This window comes from Nocardiopsis tropica, from assembly GCF_042660575.1.
In the GTDB taxonomy this organism is placed as follows: Bacteria; Actinomycetota; Actinomycetes; order Streptosporangiales; family Streptosporangiaceae; genus Nocardiopsis; species Nocardiopsis tropica.
The window spans coordinates 36,848-54,412 of the sequence record NZ_JBHSUF010000005.1; the positions used below are offsets into that span (position 1 = coordinate 36,848).

Consider the following 17,565-nt stretch of genomic DNA (forward strand, 5'->3'; position numbering starts at 1 on the left):
GGGCGGGGTGACGGGAGTATCCCCCGCCCGGGGTTTCCGCGGCCCGGCTGGGGAAAGGGACCCCGATCAGAGCGTCCCCGTCCGGCGGCCCCGCCACCGGTGCCGGTGCCCGGCCCTGTTCACCGGAAGATCCCCCGGTGGCCGCCGGGATGGAAGAATGGGACGTGACGGTGGAGTCCTGCGAACGGCCCGGGCGGCCGGTGAAACCGGAGGTGGCGGCTGGTGGCACGGTTCGGCAATGCACTGACGACGGGGGCCGACCTCGTGAACGCGGCCGAGCGCGCCGTCCTCGGCGCTCTGGAGCAGGTCGACGGGGCGGCCGACCTGGTGTGCTTCTTCGTCTGCGGCGCCGACCCCGAGGAGGTCACCCTCGCGGGCAAGCGCGTCATGGCTCTGGCGGGGGGCGCGACCACCCTCGGGTGCAGTTCCACCGGGGTCATCGGCGGCGGACGCGGCGTCGAGGGGCAGGGCTCGGTGAGCGTGTGGTGCGCCGGTCTGCCCGGGGTGGAGATCACCCCGTTCCGCCTGGACACCGTGATCGAGGGCGACCACCTCGCGGTCGTCGGCATGCGCGAGCCCGGCCCCGACGACCGGGCCGCCATCCTGCTGACCAACCCCTACGAGTTCCCCACCCAGGCGTTCGTGCGCGAGTCCACGGTCGCGCTCAACGGGCTTCCCCTCGTCGGGGGCATGGCCGACGGCATGCGGGGGGAGGAGTCCGTCCGCCTGTTCTGCGAGGGCGACGTCGCGGAGCACGGGGCCATCGGCCTCCTGCTCGGCGGCGCCAACGTCCTCGGCACCGTCGTCAGCCAGGGCTGCCGCCCCGTCGGCCCGGCGATGACCGTCACCAAGTCCGAGGGCAACCTCATCCTCGAACTCGCGGGGGTCAACGCCTACGACAAGCTCGAGGAGCTCGTCGAGGAGCTCTCGGACGAGGACCGCGAACTCGCCGGACACGGTCTGCACCTCGGCATCGCCATGGACGAGTACGCCGACCACCACGGGCAGGGCGACTTCCTGATCCGCAGCGTGGTCGGGGCCGATCCCGAGCTCGGCGGGCTCACCGTCGGCGACATGGTGGACGTCGGCCAGACCGTCCGCTTCCAGGTCCGCGACGCGGGCACCGCGGACGAGGACCTCGCCCGGCGGCTCGCCGACTTCGGGGCGGAGCACGCCGTCGGCGCCGGACTGCTCTTCTCCTGCAACGGCCGCGGGGCCGCGCTCTTCCCCCACGCCGACCACGACGTCCTCGCCGTGCACCGCGTGCTGGGCGTCGAGGCCGTCGCCGGCTTCTTCGCGGCGGGGGAGATCGGGCCGGTCGGCGGCGTCAACCACGTGCACGGGTTCACCGCCTGCCTGCTCGCCTTCGCCTAGCGCGTCGGCCGCAGGGGTCCGCGGCCCCGTTCCTCCGCCGTGACCCCGTGTCCGTGGCGGGCCGGGGCGCCGGGACCGGCAGCGCCTTGGTCGGCCCACGGCCGCCCCCGGGCTGCGAGCCGGACTTTTACTGCCGTAACACCAACACCCGCCACAAGCTCCTTGAGTGTGCGCACACCAGGGCTCTTACTGAGAGTTACTGATTTGATCACTCTCGGTGTTTGGTGAGGGAAGGTACAGATGTCGGACAGACGGTGCGAGCGCACCACCGCCCGGACCCTGGCGGCCCTGGGCGCCGCGGCGCTCCTCGTGCCCCTCGCGGCGCCGGCGCCCGCCTTCGCGCAGGGCGGCTGGCTGCGACAGGACCTGGACTCCGCGGACCGGGTCGGCCTGGTGCTGGAGTCGGGCGCCCTGCGGACGGACGTCGGTGAGGCGGACGGCGGCGGGGCCTCGCTGCGCAGGGAGGGGCAGCGCGGCCGCACGGGCCTGGCGACCTTCCCGGAGCAGGCCCTGGACGGGCCCACCGACTCCGTCGACGTGCGGGTGCGGGCGGACGGCGACGTCGAGCACCTCCTGGCCGAGGTGCGGGGGGTCCGCCCGGACGGGATGTGGACCGAGTGGTACCCCGCACCGGGGAGCGGCGGCCGGGTGACCCTGCCCGAGGACGTCACCCAGGTGCAGCTGCGGGTGGAGGTCGAGGGCGGTGACACGGCCCTCACCGGTCTGCGGGTGCGCCCGCTCGCGAGCGGCGCGGGCCGACCGGGCGGTGGGGAGCGGGACGGCGGCGCCCACGGAGCCCGGCCTGCCGAACCGTTCTCGGCGCGGCTCTTCGCGACGCGCATCGGCCTGGTGGGCGGGACCACCGCCAACGGCCACACGGTCCGGAAGGACGACCACTTCGTGGCCCTGCCCTCCCGTCGAGGCCTGGCCACGCGGGGCGGCGGCGAGTACACGGTGCGGGTGTGCACCACGGGAGCCCTGGGTCCCGAGGGCAAGAACGAGACCCCCGAGCACGAGCCGCGCTGCTCCTACCTCCCCGTCTGGGACGTGGGCCCCTGGAACACCGGGGACGACCACTGGAACGAGGACCGCGAGTCCTGGAACGACCTGGAGCGGGGGCTGCCCCAGGCGGAGGCGGCGTACACGGACGGGTACAACGGGGGACTGGACGGGTTCGGGCGCAAGGTCCGCAACCCCGCCGGGATCGACCTGGCCGACGGCGCCTTCCGGGAGGGGCTCCAGCTCCCCACCAACGCCTGGGTGGAGGTCGACTACCTGTGGACCGCCGACTACCGGCAGCGCGCGGAGATCACCACGGTGACCCAGAGCGACCCGGTGGTCGTGCGCGGCGGCCCCGGCCTGGAACACGACCCCGTGGGGCTCGCGGCGCACAAGGCCAACGTCGACGTCGCCTGCCAGACGGTCGGGGACGAGGCGACGGGCCCGTTCGGGACCAGCAGCGCCTGGTACCGGATCGGCCCCGGCAACTACGTCCCCGCGGCGTTCGCCGACGGCGGCGCCGACGCCCCCGACTGCGCCCGCCGGTAGCCCCCGGCACGGAGGCCCCGGCGCCCCGGGGCCTCCGCCGGAAGCCGCGGACCGCGCCGGGGCGGACCCGGGCCGCCCCCGGCTCAGACGCGGACGACGACCGTCCCGGCGGCCCTGTCGTGCAGGGCGCGGGACCGGGGGTCGAAGTGGATGGGCAGCGCCTCCGCCAGGGAGAACAGGTTCCCCACCAGCGGCAGGGTCTGGGGCAGGCCGAAGAACGCCGCACGGCCCAGGGCCTGGCCCTGGGTGAGCCTCCCCCCGTCCGCGGCGCTCACCACCCTGATGCCGACCGCCATCTTGCCGATCGTCCGCCCCCAGGCGACCAGGTACAGCCAGTCGTAGAAGAACAGGAGCAGGCCCCAGCCGAAGAAGAACAGCAGGGCCCACAGCTCCCCCTGGGCGTCGGTGGTGTCGGCGCCCAGGGTGAGCACCGCCGTCACCAGGGCCATGAAGAGGAAGAACGCCCAGGCGGCGACCACCACCAGCGCGTAGTCGATGGCTCGGGCGGCCAGGCGGCGCCCCAGGCCGACCGTCCCCGGTCCTCCCCGGTCGGCGCCCGGGGGCGCGGACGCCGGTCCCCAGCCGCTGGTCGGGACGTACGAACCGGGCCGGGGTTCCTGGGGGTTCCAGTGGGGGGTGGGCATCGCGGGGTCGGTTCCTCTGTTCGTCGGTCGGGGAAGGGCGCAGGAGGCCGCGGGCCGGACCCGCCGGGCCTCCCGGTACTCAGAGACTACGACGCGCCGGGAGCCCGGACGGATGCGTCGCGGCGCCCCAGAACCTCCGACCGCACCGGTCCGCGCGGCCGGCGCGGGACTCCCCGAACGCGGCGGGGGGCGGCCGTCGGCCGCCCCCCAACCTGTTCCGCCTGTGCCTCACATGCCGCTGTAGGGGACGGCGTCGATGATCTCGACCCCCAGGCTCTTGCCGTTCGGGAGCGTGTAGCTCACGCTCTCACCGATGCGCTTGCCGTTGATGGCGGACCCGAGAGGGGACTTCGGGGAGTACACGTCGATCGGAGAACCGCTCTCCTCGCGGGAGGCGAGCAGGAAGGTGACCTCCTCCTCGTCCCCGTCGAACTTGACGGTGACGGTCATGCCGGGGCCGACCACGCCCTCGGTGCGCGGGGCCTCGCCGACGCGTGCGGTGCGCAGGATCCCGGTGAGCTGGAGGATGCGGGCCTCCATCTTGCCCTGCTCCTCCTTGGCGGCGTGGTAGCCGCCGTTCTCCTTGAGGTCGCCCTCCTCGCGGGCGGCCTCGATCTTCTCCGCGATCTCGATCCGCCCACGGCCCGACAGGGTGTCCAGCTCAGACTTGAGCCGGTCATACGCCTCCTGGGTGAGCCAGGTGACGTTGTCATCGCGGGTCTGGGTCACTGGAACTCCTTGTGTACTAGTAGCAAGGGCCACCAGGCGGCCGAAGCTGAACTTACGAGAATATCACCGTGTGTGGTGGCACAAGGGATCTCGCAGGCGTGGCGGCGGCACCGGGGACCAGTGCGGGGAGGGATCGGTCGATCAGTCCTGCGAACCTTGTTCCCTGCACGAGGCCACTTGTACCGCGGAAGCCTGACGAACCGTCTCAACGGTCGCGGTGACCATCCGGTTCCCCGCCTCCGCCTCGGAGCGCTTCTGCCCCACCTCGACGTGCTGCTCGTCCAGTGCCACGATCAGGCACTCGGCCCCGTCCCGGCTGTTCACCTCGTAGTTGACCGTGACCTCGTCCGGGGACTCCAGGGAGTAGGAGACCACCTGGTGGTACACGCCGCCCCCGAGCCCCCTGTAGCTCATCACGGAGTAGCCCCAGCCGACCGCGCACAGGACCGCGAACACGGTCGCGATGACGAAGAAGACGGGGCCGTTGCCGTGGTGCCTGCGTAGCGCGGGCGCGACGGGTTCGGCCGTGTCGGCCGGGGTGTCGGCACTGTTCACGGCGTCTTCTTCCGGGGTGGGCTGCATCGGGAATCTCCGAACAAGGGGACGGTGTTGTCTAAGATATCCCCGACCTGCCAGCCCCCCTACGCGGCCCGTGCGTGAGTCGTCGAAGCCGTGCCCCGGGGAGGCCGGACAGCCACGCCCCGTGCCCGTGTTCACCGAGTCAAGGAGAACCCTTCGTTGTCCGAGCGCCTGCGGCTTATGGCCGTCCATGCCCACCCCGATGACGAGTCCAGCAAGGGCGCGGCCACGATGGCGCGCTACGTGGACGAGGGCGTCGACGTGCTCGTCGTCACCATGACCGGTGGCGAACGAGGCGACATCCTCAACCCCGCCATGGAGCGTCCCGAGATCCGCGAGAACATCGCGGCGGTCCGCCGCGAGGAGATGAACCGGGCCCGCGAGATCCTCGGCATCCAGCAGGAGTTCGCCGGGTTCGTCGACTCCGGCCTGCCCGAGGGCGACCCGCTGCCGCCGCTGCCGGAGGGGTGCTTCGCGACCCTGCCGGTGGAGGAGGCCTCCGCGCCGCTGGTGGAGTCCATCCGCCGGTTCCGCCCGCACGTGATCCTCACCTACGACGAGAACGGCGGCTACCCGCACCCCGACCACATCATGACCCACAAGGTGTCGATGCACGCCTTCGACGCCGCGGGCGACCCCGACGCCTACCCGGAGGCCGGGGACCCCTGGCAGCCGCTGAAGCTGTACTACTTCGTCTCGTTCCCGCCGGAGCGGTTCGAGGCACTGGCGACCGTCCTGGCCGAGCGCGGCATCGAGAACCCCTTCGAGGACTGGATGAAGCGGATCAACGAGCGCGAGTACCCCAGGTGGGAGATCACCACCCGGGTGCACTGCAGCGAGCAGTTCGACGTCGCGAACGAGGCGCTCAAGGCGCACGAGACCCAGGTGGACCCGAACGGCTTCTGGTTCGCCGTCCCCAACGAGGTCCTGGCCGAGGCCTGGCCGACCGAGGACTACCACCTGGTGCGCTCGCTGGTGGACACCGAGGTCCCTGAGAAGGACCTCTTCGCGGGTGTCCGAGAAGCAGTGAGAGTATGAGCGGCATGAATACCCTTCTCACCTCCGCGGCGGTGGCGGCCAACGACTTCTCGCTGGACAAGAACACCGTGACACCCGGGGTCATGGGCTTCCTCGTCATCTTCGCGATCGGCGTCGTGCTGTACTTCCTCATGAGGAGCCTGACGGGCAAGCTCCGCGCCCTGCCCAAGGAGGGCGACGGGTCGCCGGAGGCCGGTGGCACCGCCCGGGCCTCCGACGACGGGGCGGCCGGGGTGGCCGCCTCCGCCGCCCCCGACGGCGCCGGGGAGCCCAGGGCCTGACGCCCCGGGAGCCCGGCGGCCGGTCCCGCGGGGCCCCGGGGCGGCGGGAGCGCTCCCCGGGGACCGTTCCCCGCCATGACCCGGCGGGGCGGTTTCCGGGAGGGGGGCTCCCGCTCCGGGGCGAACCGGGCGGACCCGGGCCGCGGGTGGCACAGTGGGGGCATGTCCAACCGCTTGAGCGAAGCGACCAGCCCGTACCTGTTGCAGCACGCCGAGAACCCCGTGGAGTGGTGGCCCTGGGGTGAGGAGGCCTTCGCGGAGGCGCGCCGGCGCGACGTTCCCGTGCTCGTCTCCGTCGGCTACGCGGCCTGCCACTGGTGCCACGTGATGGCCCACGAGTCCTTCGAGGACGAGGCGACCGCCGCGCGCATGAACGCCCACTTCGTCAACGTCAAGGTGGACCGCGAGGAGCGCCCGGACGTCGACGCCGTCTACATGGAGGCCACCCAGGCCATGACCGGCCAGGGCGGGTGGCCCATGACCGTGTTCGCCACACCCGAGGGCGCCCCGTTCTACTGCGGGACCTACTTCCCGCGCGACCACTTCCAGCGGCTGCTGGAGGGCGTGGCGACCGCCTGGCGCGACAAGCGCCCCGAACTCCTCGACCAGGGCAAGCGGGTCGTGGACGCGCTCGGCGCCCCGCGCACCCTGCCCTCCGCGCCGCCGCCCTCCGCCGACCAGCTGGACCTGGCCGTCCACGCCCTGGTGCGCGACTACGACAGCGCGGAGGGCGGCTTCGGCGACGCGCCCAAGTTCCCGCCGTCGATGCTGCTGTCCTTCCTCACGGCGCAGGACGAGCGCACCCGGCCCTTCCCCGCAGAGGGGGCCTCCGGCGGAGGCGCCGGGACCCCGGGCGAGGCCACCCCCGCACGGCTGATGGCCACCGGCACCGCCCTGGCCATGGCCCGGGGCGGCCTGTACGACCAGCTCGGAGGCGGGTTCGCCCGCTACTCCGTGGACCGCGCGTGGGTGGTGCCCCACTTCGAGAAGATGCTGTACGACAACGCGCTGCTGCTGCGCGCCTACCTCCGCATGGGTCGGCGCCCCGTCCGCCGGGGCGCCGGGACCTCGGAGCCCGCCACCCGCGCCCTGCTGCTGCGGGTGGCGGAGGAGACCGCCGACTGGATGCTGCGCGACCTGCGCACCCCCGAGGGCGGGTTCGCCTCGGCGCTGGACGCCGACAGCGAGGGCGAGGAGGGCACCTACTACGTGTGGTCCCCCGCCCAGCTGCGCGAGGTCCTGGACGCGGACGACGCCGCCTTCGCGGCCGGGGTGTTCGAGGTGACGGAGGAGGGCACCTTCGAGCGGGGCGCCTCCGTGCTCCGGCTGCCGGTCCCTCCCGCCGACACGTGGCGCTTCCAGCGGGTCCGCGAGGCCCTGCTGGCCGCCCGGGCGGAGCGGGTCGCTCCCGCCCGCGACGACAAGGTGGTGGCCGCCTGGAACGGGCTGGCGATCGCCGGACTGGCGGAGGCGGGGGCGCTGCTGGAGCGCCCCGACCTGGTGGAGGCCGCCCGCGACGCGGCGGAGCTGCTGCTCACCGTCCACCTGCGGGACGGCCGCCTGGTGCGCACGTCCCGGGACGGAAGGGCGGGCGGCAGCGCCGGGGTCCTGGAGGACTACGCCGACGTGGCGGAGGGTCTGCTGGCCCTGCACGGGGTGACCGGCGATCCGCGCTACGCGCACGGGGCCGGACAGCTCCTGGACGCCGTCCTGGAGCACTTCGGCGACGGCGCGGGCGGGTTCTTCGACACCGCGGACGACGCGGAGAAGCTCTTCAGCCGCCCGCAGGACCCCACCGACAACGCGACCCCCTCGGGGCGCTCCGCCGCCGCGTCCGCGCTCGTGACCCACGCCGCGCTGACCGGTTCGCAACGACACAGGACGGCGGCCGAGGGCGCCCTGGCGCCGGTGGCACTGCTGGCCGAGAAGGCGGCGCGGTTCGCCGGGTGGGGCCTGGCCGCGGGCGAGGCCGCACTGTCGGGGCCGCGCGCCGTCGCGGTGGTCGGCGACCCCGGCGACCCCCGGACGGAGGAGCTGGTGCGCACCGCCCTGACCTGGGCGCCCCTCGGTACGGCGCTGTCCCGGGGCGACGGCCTCGACGACGGCGGCGTGCCGCTGCTGCGCGACCGGGTGCGGGTCGGAGGAGCTCCCACCGCCTACGTGTGCGAGGGGTTCGTCTGCAAGCTCCCGGTCACCTCGCCCGAGGAGCTCCGGGCCCAGCTGCTCTCCCGGACGCCCTGACCGCCGGGGGGCGCGGACACGCGCCCCCCGGTCAGACCAGCCGGGTGCCGCCGATGATGTCGTTCACCACGTCCGGGCGGTAGGCGGGCTGCCGGATCTCCATGTACACGGTCGTGGGCACGCCCGGCTGGTGCACGGCGGCGCTGGTGAACGCGCCGCCGCCGTTGCACTCGGGCCAGTCCCACACGGTGCCCTCCCAGGTGGGGGTGTGCAGCTCGCGCTCCTCCGGGGAGCCCCCGCACGGGTCGGCCCCGGAGACGCCGCTGAGCCTGCGGGAGCCGGGCATCACCGTCGCGTACACCCCGTAGGAGGGCACCTCGGTGGAGTGCCAGTCGTCCGCGTCGGTCGCCACCAGCAGCCCCGGTCCCGCGCCGGCCCCGGCCGCGGCCGGACCGGCGGCGAGGTCGGTGTGGAACTCGCGCGCCCACACCGAGGGCACGTTCACGAGGATGTTCTGGCTGGCGTCCCTCACCGTGGTCAGCGCCATGCCCGGGGCGCCGGTGGACGCGGTCGCGCCCGCCGCCACCAGCAGCAGGGAGGCCGCCAGGGTGACCGTGCGCCGCCAGGGCATCTGGTAGCGCTGCCACCACGGGTCCGCCTTGGGCAGGTCGGGCTCCGTACGGATCGCCCTGACGCGGTCGGTGAAGGTCTTGGCGTCCGCCGGCCTGCTCTCCCGGTCCACCGAGAGCGCGGAGAGGATGAGCTCGTCGAGGGCGCGGGGCAGGCCTGGCCGGATCCGGCCAGGCGGGACCTTGACGGGCGGGCGGGAGGGCGGGCGCCCGGTGATCAGCTCGTAGGCGACCGCGCCCAGCGAGTACACGTCGGACCGGACGTCCAGGTCGCCGCCGGGGATGCTCTGCTCGGGCGACATGTAGCCGGGGGTGCCCGCCGCCGCCGTGAACCCCGAGGCCTCGTCGATGGCCTTGGCGAACCCCAGGTCCGCGACCAGGACCCGCTGCCCCACGGGGGAGGACTGGAGCAGGACGTTGGAGGGCTTGATGTCGCGGTGGATCGTGCCGTGGTTGTGCAGCACGGTGATGCCCTGGCCGATCTCCGTCAGGAGCCGCAGGGCCTCGTCCAGGGGCAGCTGGCCCCGGCGGATGAGGTCGGTCACGCTTCCCTGGTCGGCGTAGGTCATCACCATGTAGGGGCGCCCGTCGGGCAGCACGTCGACGTCGTGCACCGCCACCAGCCACGTGGAGTCGGTCTGGCGCAGGATGCGCGCCTCCTCCAGGAACCGGTGCTGGATGTCCATCTGGTGCGCCCAGTTCTCGGCGAGTACCTTGATGGCCACCGGGTAGTTGAGCAGATCGTCCTGCGCCAGCCAGACCGTGGCGAAGGAGCCGGAACCCAGGCGCCGGATGACGCGGTACCGTCCGAAGGCCTCCGGTTGGCTCATTTCCGCCTCGGTGTCTAGGGGGGTGGATACGCGTTCGTTGCCCACTAATACACCATCTACGCCTTCATGTTGTCTCCCGCGGATATGATCCCCTCTCCGGGTAGCGCCGAGACCCCCGTGGCGTGGAAACTGGGGGGAGCCCCCGACGGGTTCTGTGCGCCATGCGAATGGTCGCGGCGAGATGCGAAGCTTCGCGAGGACGGAGCCGAAGGGGATCCGTGGACGTCCCGTTGACGTGTGACCCTCGTAACCGATGGGCGCACACGCGTCCGAACAGGACGGCCGGACGTCCGCCGTCAGTCAGGGAGAGACCAGCCATGCGCAGTAGTGACCACACGGAGAACGAGGAGACCCCGGCGCCCCGGCGGCGGGTGGCGAGCAACGTCGACGAGGAGCTGGAGGACCTCGCGCGACGGGCCAAGCACGGCGACGCCGCGGCCCTGGACGACCTCCTCCGGCGCATCCAGCCCGAGGTGCTCCGCCGGTGCGCGCGCTTCCTCCCCTACCGCCAGGACGCGGAGGAGGCCTGCCAGGACGCGCTGCTCCGCGTGGCCCGCAAGATCGACAGCTTCAAGGGCGACTCACTCTTCACCACCTGGCTGTACACGGTGGTCTCCAACTCCGCCCGCCAGACCTACCGGTCGATGAAGCGCAGGTCCGCCGAGTTCCCCACCGAGGCCGAGCGCATGCCCCACCAGCGCGACCCCCGGACCACCAGCGTCATCGCCGGCTCCCGCATCGACCTCCTCGAGGCACTGGACCAGCTGGAGAAGGACCGCCCCAACCTGGTCGCCCCCCTGGTCCTGCGCGACCTGTGCCAGATGGACTACAACGAGATCGCCTCCGAGCTCAACCTCGCCCTGGGCACCGTCAAGTCCCGGATCCACCAGGGCCGCAAGCACGTGCGCAAGTCCCTGGCTGTGACGTAGCGCCCCGGGGCGAACTACTCTGGAGGAATCCCCGTCGGCACATCCTTCACAGGAGTGTGCTGTCTTTGATCCAGCTCTGAGAGGTTTCGCCAATGGGGCTCCGAGACCCCCTGTACTGGCTCTACGAGCGGCGGCTCGAACGCCAGCTGACCAGCCAGGAGATTCCCCGCCACGTCGGTGTCGCCATGGACGGCAACCGCCGATGGGCGAAGAGCAGCGGCCTCCGTGCGGCCGAGGAGGGCCACCAGGCCGGCGCGAACAAGATCTTCGAGGTGCTGCGCTGGTGCGACGAGGTCGGTGTGCAGGTGGTCACCCTGTGGATGCTGTCCACCGACAACCTCACCCGCGACGAGTCCGAACTGGGCCCGCTGGTGCGCATCATCGAGCAGACCATCGCCCGGCTCCGCGAGGAGGGGTGGAACACGCGCCCCGTCGGCGCGCTCGACGTGCTGCCCGACTCCACCGCCCGCGCCCTGAAGGAGGCGGAAGAGGCGACATCCGGCAACCCCGGCCTGGTTGTCAACGTCGCCGTCGGGTATGGAGGTAGACGTGAGATCGCTGATGCGGTTCGGTCCCTCCTCCACGAGGAGGCGGCCAAGGGCACCGGTATCCAGGAGCTTGCCGAGCGCCTGGACATCGAGGACATCGCACGGCATCTCTACACGCGCGGCCAGCCCGATCCCGACCTGCTCATCCGCACCTCGGGGGAGCAGCGCCTCTCGGGCTTCATGCTGTGGCAGAGCGTGCACTCGGAGTTCTACTTCTGCGAGGTCTACTGGCCCGCGTTCCGCAGGGTGGACTTCCTCCGTGCACTGCGCTCCTACGGCGCGCGCAACCGGCGCTTCGGCTCCTGACCCCCGGTCCCCCCGGTCGGCCTGCCCATTAACGCGGTGTTCACCGCGCGGCGGGGCGGGACCCTTGGAAACGGGGTCGCGGGCGCGTAGCGTCGGAACAAGCGGGTGGTGTGCATCCACCCGTTCGGGAGGCCCCGGCTCATTGATCTCCTCCGCCCTCGCGGAACGTCGACGAGGAGGGCCGGACCCGGCCCTCTGGGGCCAGGTCCCGGTCCTCCATGATCCCGTGACAGTAGGGCGCCCCCGCGGTGCCCAAGGGGAGAACGAGTGGCTAGTTCCTCGACCGATCGCCGTGACACCCAGTCCCCCGCCGACCCCCACACGGAGGTAGGCCGGGGAAGGCGCGTCCATGTGCTCGACACCAGTGTCCTGCTCGCCGACCCGATGGCCATGGCCAGGTTCGCCGAGCACGAGGTGGTCATCCCCGTGGTGGTGATCACCGAGCTGGAGAGCAAGCGACACCACCCGGAACTCGGGTACTTCGCTCGCAACGCGCTGCGCCGCCTCGACGACCTGCGGGTCGCCAACGGCCGACTGGACGTCCCGGTACCGGTGAACGACCAGGGCGGAACGCTCCGTGTGGAGCTCAACCACAGTGATCCGAAGATCCTGCCGGCGGGCTTCCGGCTCGGCGACAGCGACACCCGGATCCTGACGGTGGCCCGCAACCTCCAGGAGGAGGGCGGGAACGTCGTGCTGGTGAGCAAGGATCTGCCGATGCGGATCAAGGCCGCCTCGATCGGCCTCCCGGCCGACGAGTACCGCGCCGAGCTCGCCATCGAGCACGGCTGGACGGGCATGGCCGAACTGGACGTGCCCGCCCACCAGATCGGTGAGCTGTTCGAGAGCGGTACCAGTGAGATCGAGGAGGCCAGGGAGCTCCCCTGTCACACAGGGCTGGTGCTCGTGTCCGAGCGGGGCAAGGCGCTCGGCCGGGTGCGGCCCGACAAGTCGGTCAAGGTGGTGCGCGGGGACCGGGACGTGTTCGGTCTGCACGGGCGCAGCGCCGAGCAGCGGATCGCCCTCGACCTGCTCACCGACCCCGAGGTCGGCATCGTGTCGCTGGGCGGGCGCGCGGGCACCGGCAAGTCGGCGCTGGCGCTGTGCGCCGGGCTGGAGTCCGTCCTGGAGCGCCGCCAGCACCGCAAGGTGATGGTGTTCCGGCCCCTGTACGCGGTCGGGGGCCAGGAACTCGGCTACCTGCCCGGCACCGAGAACGACAAGATGACACCGTGGGGCCAGGCGGTGCACGACACCCTGTCCGCCGTGACCAGCGAGGACGTCATCGAGGAGGTCGTGGACCGGGGGATGCTGGAGGTCCTCCCGCTCACGCACATCCGGGGCCGCTCGCTGCACGACGCGTTCGTGATCGTGGACGAGGCCCAGTCACTGGAGCGCGGCGTGCTCCTCACCGTCCTGTCCCGGCTCGGGGAGAACTCGCGGGTGGTGCTCACCCACGACATCGCCCAGCGCGACAACCTGAGGGTGGGGCGCCACGACGGCGTGGTCGCGGTGATCGAGAAGCTCAAGGGCCACCCGCTGTTCGCACACATCACCCTGACCCGGTCGGAGCGGTCCCCGATCGCCGCCCTGGTCACCGAGCTGCTGGAGAACTGACGCGAGGGCGGTCCGGGCCCGGCCGGGGAGGCCGGGCCCGGACCGCCGTCCGCGCGTGCCGGTTCCGGCCCCTCAGCGCATGCCCGACACCAGCCGCCCCAGGCTCCGCAGCCTCGCCAGGCTCGCCTCGTAGCGGGCGCCGACGGCGAGGAGGAGCAGGCCCACGACCGCGAACGGCACCCAGTTCGGCGCGAGCCGGGCCAGGTCCCACAGGGGCGGCCCGAACGCCCGCGCCGACGTGGCCACCAGCACCAGCCCTCCCAGGGCCAGGGGCGCCCGGAGCCGTCCCGCCAGCCCCCACACGGTGACGGCCACCCCGAGCACCAGCACGGCCGGCACCCGCCACGCCATGCCGTCCCCGGTGAGCACCAGGACCACCGTCGGCAGGAACAGCAGCGCCAGACCGCCGCCGTAGGCGGCCCAGCTCGACGGCGGGGCGGGCGCCCTGCGGCTCCACTCCCAGCCGATGACCAGGGCGGCGAACGCGGGCGGCGCCGTGTACGCCTCGGGCACCGTCACGTCCCACGCCGCGAGCGCGGTCCACAGGGCGGCGAACATCAGCAGGCCGCCGACCACCGCGAACCCCGACCGGCCGGGCCGCACGGCGGTGGCCGACGCGATCACGCCGACCAGGGCCAGCGCGAGCGCCACCAGTTCCGGCCGCGCCCCCGCGCCGAGGGAGACGGCCAGTGCCAGCACCGCCCACAGGCACGCGGGGACCTCCGCGGCGGGCACCAGCGCCCCGCGCAGCCTCGGCACGACCGCGGCCACGGCGGCGACCAGGGCGATGGGCGCCAGCGCCGCGTACTCCGCCGGCGCGTCCAGGGCCAGGGGCAGGGCGAGGGCGAACGCGCCGGTGAGGGCCGTGGCGGCCGCGGTGCCGCCCAGGGCCGGGACGGGCGTCCGCGCCAGTGCGGCGGCCACCGACGCGACCACCGCGGCGGCCATCAGCGCGGCCGCGACCGTGTGCTCCTCGGCGAGCGCCCAGCCCAGCCCCAGCGCCAGGGTGAGGAGGCCGGTCAGCCCCGGCAGCGGGCTCGTGCGCCCGTCCCGCAGCAGCGCGGACCACACCACGAGAGCGGATCCCACCGCCAGCACCCACAGCAGGGCGAGGAGGAACGGCGCGCCGGCGACCACGGGCAGCGGGGCCAGCGCGGGCGGCGCGACCAGGGCGACGGCGTGCGGCGTCCACCTGCGGGCCAGCACGGCGACCGCGCCGACGGAGAGCAGCCCGGACACCAGGACCCCGGCGACCGCCGCCGCGGCGACCGGTCCCGGCAGCGGGGCGAGGCCGAGGACGGCGTACGCGGGGTCCGTCAGGGCCGGGAGCGGGGCCGTCCCCGGGGGGTACGCCCGGGAGGCCGCGGCGAGCGCGGGCAGCGACCGGGGACCGGCCACGAGCGGGACGGCCCCCAGCAGCAGGAGCCCGAGCAGGGTGAGGGGCGCCGCCCGGAGCGCGGGCCGCGGCACGGGGCCGAGGGCCGGCCGGGGCGCCCCGGGGCGGTGCGGCCGGGCCGAGGCCACCGAGGCGGCGCCGACGCACAGCAGGGCCGCGGCCGACAACCACCACGCCACGGGTTCGGGCGGCCCCGGCCGTGTGAAGGAGGCCGCCAGGGAGGCCCCGCCGGCGAGGAGGGAGAGGGCCCCCGGGACGAGGGGCGCGGTGCGGGCCGCGGCTCCGGGGGAGTCCACGCGGCGCAGGAGCAGCGCCGACACCAGGGAGGCCGCCGCGACCAGCACGATCGCCGACAGCGTCGTGCGGTACTCGGGGAGCGACCAGAGCAGGCCCAGCACGAGGGTCGCCGAACCGGTCGCCGTCGGCACCCAGCCGAGTCCGGAGCGGCCGGAGAGCGTGACGCCCAGCAGCAGCGCGGCTCCCACGAACACCGTCCACACCACCGCCGCCGCGTACGGCAGGCCCAGGAGCACCGGCAGCGGCACCAGGGAGGTGGGTGCGGCGAGCGAGGCCGCGGTCACCGTCCACCTCCGGTCGACCACGAGGACCAGGGCCACCACCAGCGCGCCGGCGACGAGCACGCCGAGCGCGGCGCCCAGCGCGGCGGCCGTCCCGGAGGGGGCCGAGAGCCCCAGCACCCGGTGGGCGGGGTCGAGCATCGCCGACGCCGGGGCGGTCCAGGGGGCGTACGGGCCGGGGAGCGCCGCCAGCCCGGGGGCACGGCCCCCTCCGGCGAGCAGCGGGGCGGAGGGCAGGAGCAGGAGGCCGAACAGGGTGAAGGCCGTCCGGGGGTCGGCGGTGTCCGGGGCGGGGGTCCGGGCCGCCGCACGACCGCCTCCGGGCGCCGTTCCGGCCGCGGGGGAGGCGAACGGCCGGCGGACCCTGCCGAACAGCAGGGCGGTCGCGCCCGCCAGCAGGGTGGAGGCGGCGAGGAGCCACCAGGCGGGACGCGCCGCGTCCCCGCCGAGGGTCAGCGCCGCCAGGAAGACCGTCCCGGCCGCCAGGGCCAGCGCCCACAGCAGCAGGCACGCCCCGTACAGGGAGGCGGGGGCGTCGCCCGCGCGGTCGGCGCGGCGGAACAGCAGGAGGCCGACCAGCGGGACCGCGCCCGCCAGGAGGAGCGCGGCCAGGGACGTGTACTGGTCCGGCAGGGACCACAGGACCCCCGTGGCGACGGTGAGGCTCCCCGAGGCCGCGGACACCCGGCCCGCGCCCCGCCGGGGGAGGAGGGCGGTGCCGAGGACCAGCGCGGCGCCCACGAGCAGGGCCCACACGACCGCGACCGCCAGGGGCAGGGGCAGCAGCAGGGGGACGGCCAGCAGGGTCGGCGGGGCCACCAGGGCCGAGGTGTGCGCCAGGAGGTCGCGGCGCAGCAGGGCCGTGGCCGCCAGGGCGAGGACGGCGGCGGCCGCGACGGCCGCCAGCCAGGCGGCTCCGGACAGCGGGGGCGCGCCGGGACCGGTGAGCCCCAGGACCCCGGCGGCCGCGGCGGTCGCGGTGCCGGGGGCCTCGGACCAGAACGTGCCCGGGACGCGCGGGAGGACGGGGAGGTGGGCGGGCCCGGCCGCCAGGGGCGCCGCCCCCAGGGCGAGGAGCGCGACGACGGCGTGCACCGCCGACGGCCCGGCGCCGGCCGGGGGGAGGGAGGGCAGCGGGCGCCGGGTGAACAGCAGCCCCGTCACGCCGGACACCAGCAGGGCCGCCGCCAGGGCCCACCAGGAGCCGGCGTCGCCGGCCGCGGGGACCGCGAGCACGAGAACCGCGGAGAGGGCGAGGGAGAACCCCCACAGGACCGTCGCGGTCACGTGGAGGGTGCGGACGGGGACGCCCCCGCGCGGGCCGCCGAGCAGGCGGACCAGCAGCAGGTCGGCGAGGGCGGTGGCGGCGAGCGCGGGCAGGGTCCAGGGCAGGAGCCCGTCCCCGGGCGCCGCCGCCACCAGCAGCACCGGGACCGGCTGGGCCACGAGCGCGGCGACGACGCGCGGGGACCGCAGCGGCACGAGGAGCGGGTAGAGCGCCGTCAGCGCGCCGACGGCCGCCAGCGCGGCGGCCGAGTAGCCGGGCCCGTTGGAGATCCGGTCGGAGAGGAGCAGGCCCAGGGCGAGGGCGTCGACGCACAGCAGGGCGGCGGCGATGGCTCCGAAGGTCTCGGCGGTCGCCCTGAGGCCGCGCCGGTGCAGCGGGAGGGCCAGGAGGGCGAAGGCCAGGGTCGTGGCGCCGAGGACGCCCGCGCGGGCGCCGGTGCCCAGGTCGCTCCAGGACCAGACGGCGAACACCAGGGCGGCGATGCCGACGAGGAGGCCGCCCAGCCCGAGGACGACGTTCTGGGCGGAGCGCCGGGTGACCTCGCCGACGGGCTCGGAGCCGTGTCCGGCGGACGCGGGGGCCGGGCCCCCCGGGGCGGCGGAGCCGAGCGGAGGCCGCGGGCCGGCCTCGGCCCGGACGGCTCCGGGGCGGCCGTCGGCGGGGGCGCGCCCGGGAAGGGGCGTGCCCGGCCGCCCCGGGAGCGACTCGCGGCGCAGCAGGCGCATCGTGACGGCGCGCTCGCCGAGCAGGCGGTGCCTGCGGCCGTCGATCTCCGCGATCTCGGAGTCGATCAGCCAGAGGCGCCGGGCGGTGTCGCCGACGAGTGCCAGTCCGCACCGCGGGCACGCGCGCACGCCGGCCGGGAGCGGGGCGCGGCAGTCCGGGCAGTGGAGCCGTGGACCCGCGGGGGACGGTGGGGATCCTGGGGCGTTCATACCGCCATCCTGTCCCCGGCCCCGCCCGCGCGCATCGGTACACGTACTCAGACCGGGCGGTGACGAGAGCCGCGTCCCCCGGTGCGGAGACGTGGAGCACACGTGGAACCGCTTGACCGGAACTTGACTCTTCGT

At 74.4% G+C, this 17,565-nt stretch carries 13 protein-coding genes; 8 read left to right on the forward strand and 5 right to left on the reverse strand.

Features of this window, described 5'->3' with window-relative positions:
• Positions 1 to 222 precede the first annotated feature (222 nt).
• Together ACFQBR_RS09455 and ACFQBR_RS09460 are read left to right on the forward strand one after the other, a co-directional pair.
• Positions 223 to 1,374: an FIST signal transduction protein gene (locus ACFQBR_RS09455; RefSeq protein WP_267946561.1), complete on the forward strand. Its 1,152-nt coding sequence runs from the start codon at positions 223 to 225 to the stop codon at positions 1,372 to 1,374.
• Positions 1,375 to 1,614: 240 nt separating this feature from the next.
• On the forward strand, positions 1,615 to 2,922 hold the full coding sequence (locus ACFQBR_RS09460) for a hypothetical protein (RefSeq protein ID WP_344184706.1): 1,308 nt from the start codon (positions 1,615 to 1,617) through the stop codon (positions 2,920 to 2,922).
• An 83-nt stretch (positions 2,923 to 3,005) separates the two neighbouring features.
• On the opposite strand, the gene ACFQBR_RS09465 is transcribed toward ACFQBR_RS09460, so the two are convergent.
• The 3 genes from ACFQBR_RS09465 to ACFQBR_RS09475 all read right to left on the reverse strand — a co-directional run bounded on the left by ACFQBR_RS09465 (position 3,006) and on the right by ACFQBR_RS09475 (position 4,877).
• Entirely contained in the window at positions 3,006 to 3,566 is a 561-nt protein-coding gene (locus ACFQBR_RS09465; RefSeq protein ID WP_267946559.1) for an RDD family protein, read from the reverse strand.
• Between the two features lie 228 nt (positions 3,567 to 3,794).
• A complete protein-coding gene (gene greA / locus ACFQBR_RS09470) occupies positions 3,795 to 4,295 on the reverse strand; it encodes a transcription elongation factor GreA (RefSeq protein WP_267946558.1) in 501 nt (166 codons plus the stop codon).
• Positions 4,296 to 4,436: 141 nt separating this feature from the next.
• Positions 4,437 to 4,877 carry a DUF4307 domain-containing protein gene (locus ACFQBR_RS09475; RefSeq protein ID WP_267946557.1) on the reverse strand — a complete coding sequence of 147 codons (441 nt, stop codon included), beginning with the start codon at positions 4,875 to 4,877 and terminating at the stop codon, positions 4,437 to 4,439.
• A gap of 156 nt (positions 4,878 to 5,033) precedes the next feature.
• Between ACFQBR_RS09475 and mca the strand changes: the two genes are divergently transcribed.
• The 3 genes from mca (at position 5,034) to ACFQBR_RS09490 (ending at position 8,434) form a co-directional block, all read left to right on the forward strand.
• Complete coding sequence (mca, locus tag ACFQBR_RS09480; protein WP_267946556.1) at positions 5,034 to 5,912, forward strand: mycothiol conjugate amidase Mca; 879 nt, start codon at positions 5,034 to 5,036, stop codon at positions 5,910 to 5,912.
• A gap of 5 nt (positions 5,913 to 5,917) precedes the next feature.
• The gene (locus ACFQBR_RS09485) at positions 5,918 to 6,193 is read left to right on the forward strand and encodes a hypothetical protein (protein ID WP_267946555.1); all 276 of its coding nucleotides are present in this window, start codon (positions 5,918 to 5,920) and stop codon (positions 6,191 to 6,193) included.
• Positions 6,194 to 6,355: 162 nt separating this feature from the next.
• Positions 6,356 to 8,434 carry a thioredoxin domain-containing protein gene (locus ACFQBR_RS09490; protein ID WP_344184707.1) on the forward strand — a complete coding sequence of 693 codons (2,079 nt, stop codon included), beginning with the start codon at positions 6,356 to 6,358 and terminating at the stop codon, positions 8,432 to 8,434.
• 31 nt (positions 8,435 to 8,465) lie between these two features.
• Here the strand turns inward: ACFQBR_RS09490 and ACFQBR_RS09495 are convergent, their stop codons facing one another.
• Positions 8,466 to 9,833, reverse strand: coding sequence for a serine/threonine-protein kinase (locus tag ACFQBR_RS09495; protein WP_267946553.1), 1,368 nt, complete (start codon positions 9,831 to 9,833; stop codon positions 8,466 to 8,468).
• A 317-nt stretch (positions 9,834 to 10,150) separates the two neighbouring features.
• Between ACFQBR_RS09495 and ACFQBR_RS09500 the strand changes: the two genes are divergently transcribed.
• The 3 genes from ACFQBR_RS09500 to ACFQBR_RS09510 all read left to right on the forward strand — a co-directional run bounded on the left by ACFQBR_RS09500 (position 10,151) and on the right by ACFQBR_RS09510 (position 13,233).
• Positions 10,151 to 10,762, forward strand: coding sequence for an RNA polymerase sigma factor (locus ACFQBR_RS09500; protein ID WP_267946552.1), 612 nt, complete (start codon positions 10,151 to 10,153; stop codon positions 10,760 to 10,762).
• A gap of 92 nt (positions 10,763 to 10,854) precedes the next feature.
• Positions 10,855 to 11,616 carry an isoprenyl transferase gene (locus ACFQBR_RS09505; protein WP_267946551.1) on the forward strand — a complete coding sequence of 254 codons (762 nt, stop codon included), beginning with the start codon at positions 10,855 to 10,857 and terminating at the stop codon, positions 11,614 to 11,616.
• 351 nt (positions 11,617 to 11,967) lie between these two features.
• Positions 11,968 to 13,233, forward strand: coding sequence for a PhoH family protein (locus ACFQBR_RS09510; protein ID WP_267946550.1), 1,266 nt, complete (start codon positions 11,968 to 11,970; stop codon positions 13,231 to 13,233).
• 72 nt (positions 13,234 to 13,305) lie between these two features.
• On the opposite strand, the gene ACFQBR_RS09515 is transcribed toward ACFQBR_RS09510, so the two are convergent.
• Positions 13,306 to 17,430, reverse strand: coding sequence for an SCO7613 C-terminal domain-containing membrane protein (locus tag ACFQBR_RS09515; RefSeq protein ID WP_378552876.1), 4,125 nt, complete (start codon positions 17,428 to 17,430; stop codon positions 13,306 to 13,308).
• Positions 17,431 to 17,565 lie beyond the last annotated feature (135 nt).

Excerpts from the sequence above, each read along its gene's own strand:
- ACFQBR_RS09460 (WP_344184706.1), top strand. The coding sequence starts at position 1,615 with ATGTCGGACAGACGGTGCGAGCGCACCACCGCCCGGACCCTGGCGGCC.
- ACFQBR_RS09465 (WP_267946559.1), bottom strand. The coding sequence starts at position 3,566 with ATGCCCACCCCCCACTGGAACCCCCAGGAACCCCGGCCCGGTTCGTAC.
- ACFQBR_RS09475 (WP_267946557.1), bottom strand. The coding sequence starts at position 4,877 with ATGCAGCCCACCCCGGAAGAAGACGCCGTGAACAGTGCCGACACCCCG.
- ACFQBR_RS09485 (WP_267946555.1), top strand. The coding sequence starts at position 5,918 with ATGAATACCCTTCTCACCTCCGCGGCGGTGGCGGCCAACGACTTCTCG.
- ACFQBR_RS09490 (WP_344184707.1), top strand. The coding sequence starts at position 6,356 with ATGTCCAACCGCTTGAGCGAAGCGACCAGCCCGTACCTGTTGCAGCAC.
- ACFQBR_RS09495 (WP_267946553.1), bottom strand. The coding sequence starts at position 9,833 with ATGAGCCAACCGGAGGCCTTCGGACGGTACCGCGTCATCCGGCGCCTG.
- ACFQBR_RS09500 (WP_267946552.1), top strand. The coding sequence starts at position 10,151 with ATGCGCAGTAGTGACCACACGGAGAACGAGGAGACCCCGGCGCCCCGG.
- ACFQBR_RS09505 (WP_267946551.1), top strand. The coding sequence starts at position 10,855 with ATGGGGCTCCGAGACCCCCTGTACTGGCTCTACGAGCGGCGGCTCGAA.
- ACFQBR_RS09515 (WP_378552876.1), bottom strand. The coding sequence starts at position 17,430 with ATGAACGCCCCAGGATCCCCACCGTCCCCCGCGGGTCCACGGCTCCAC.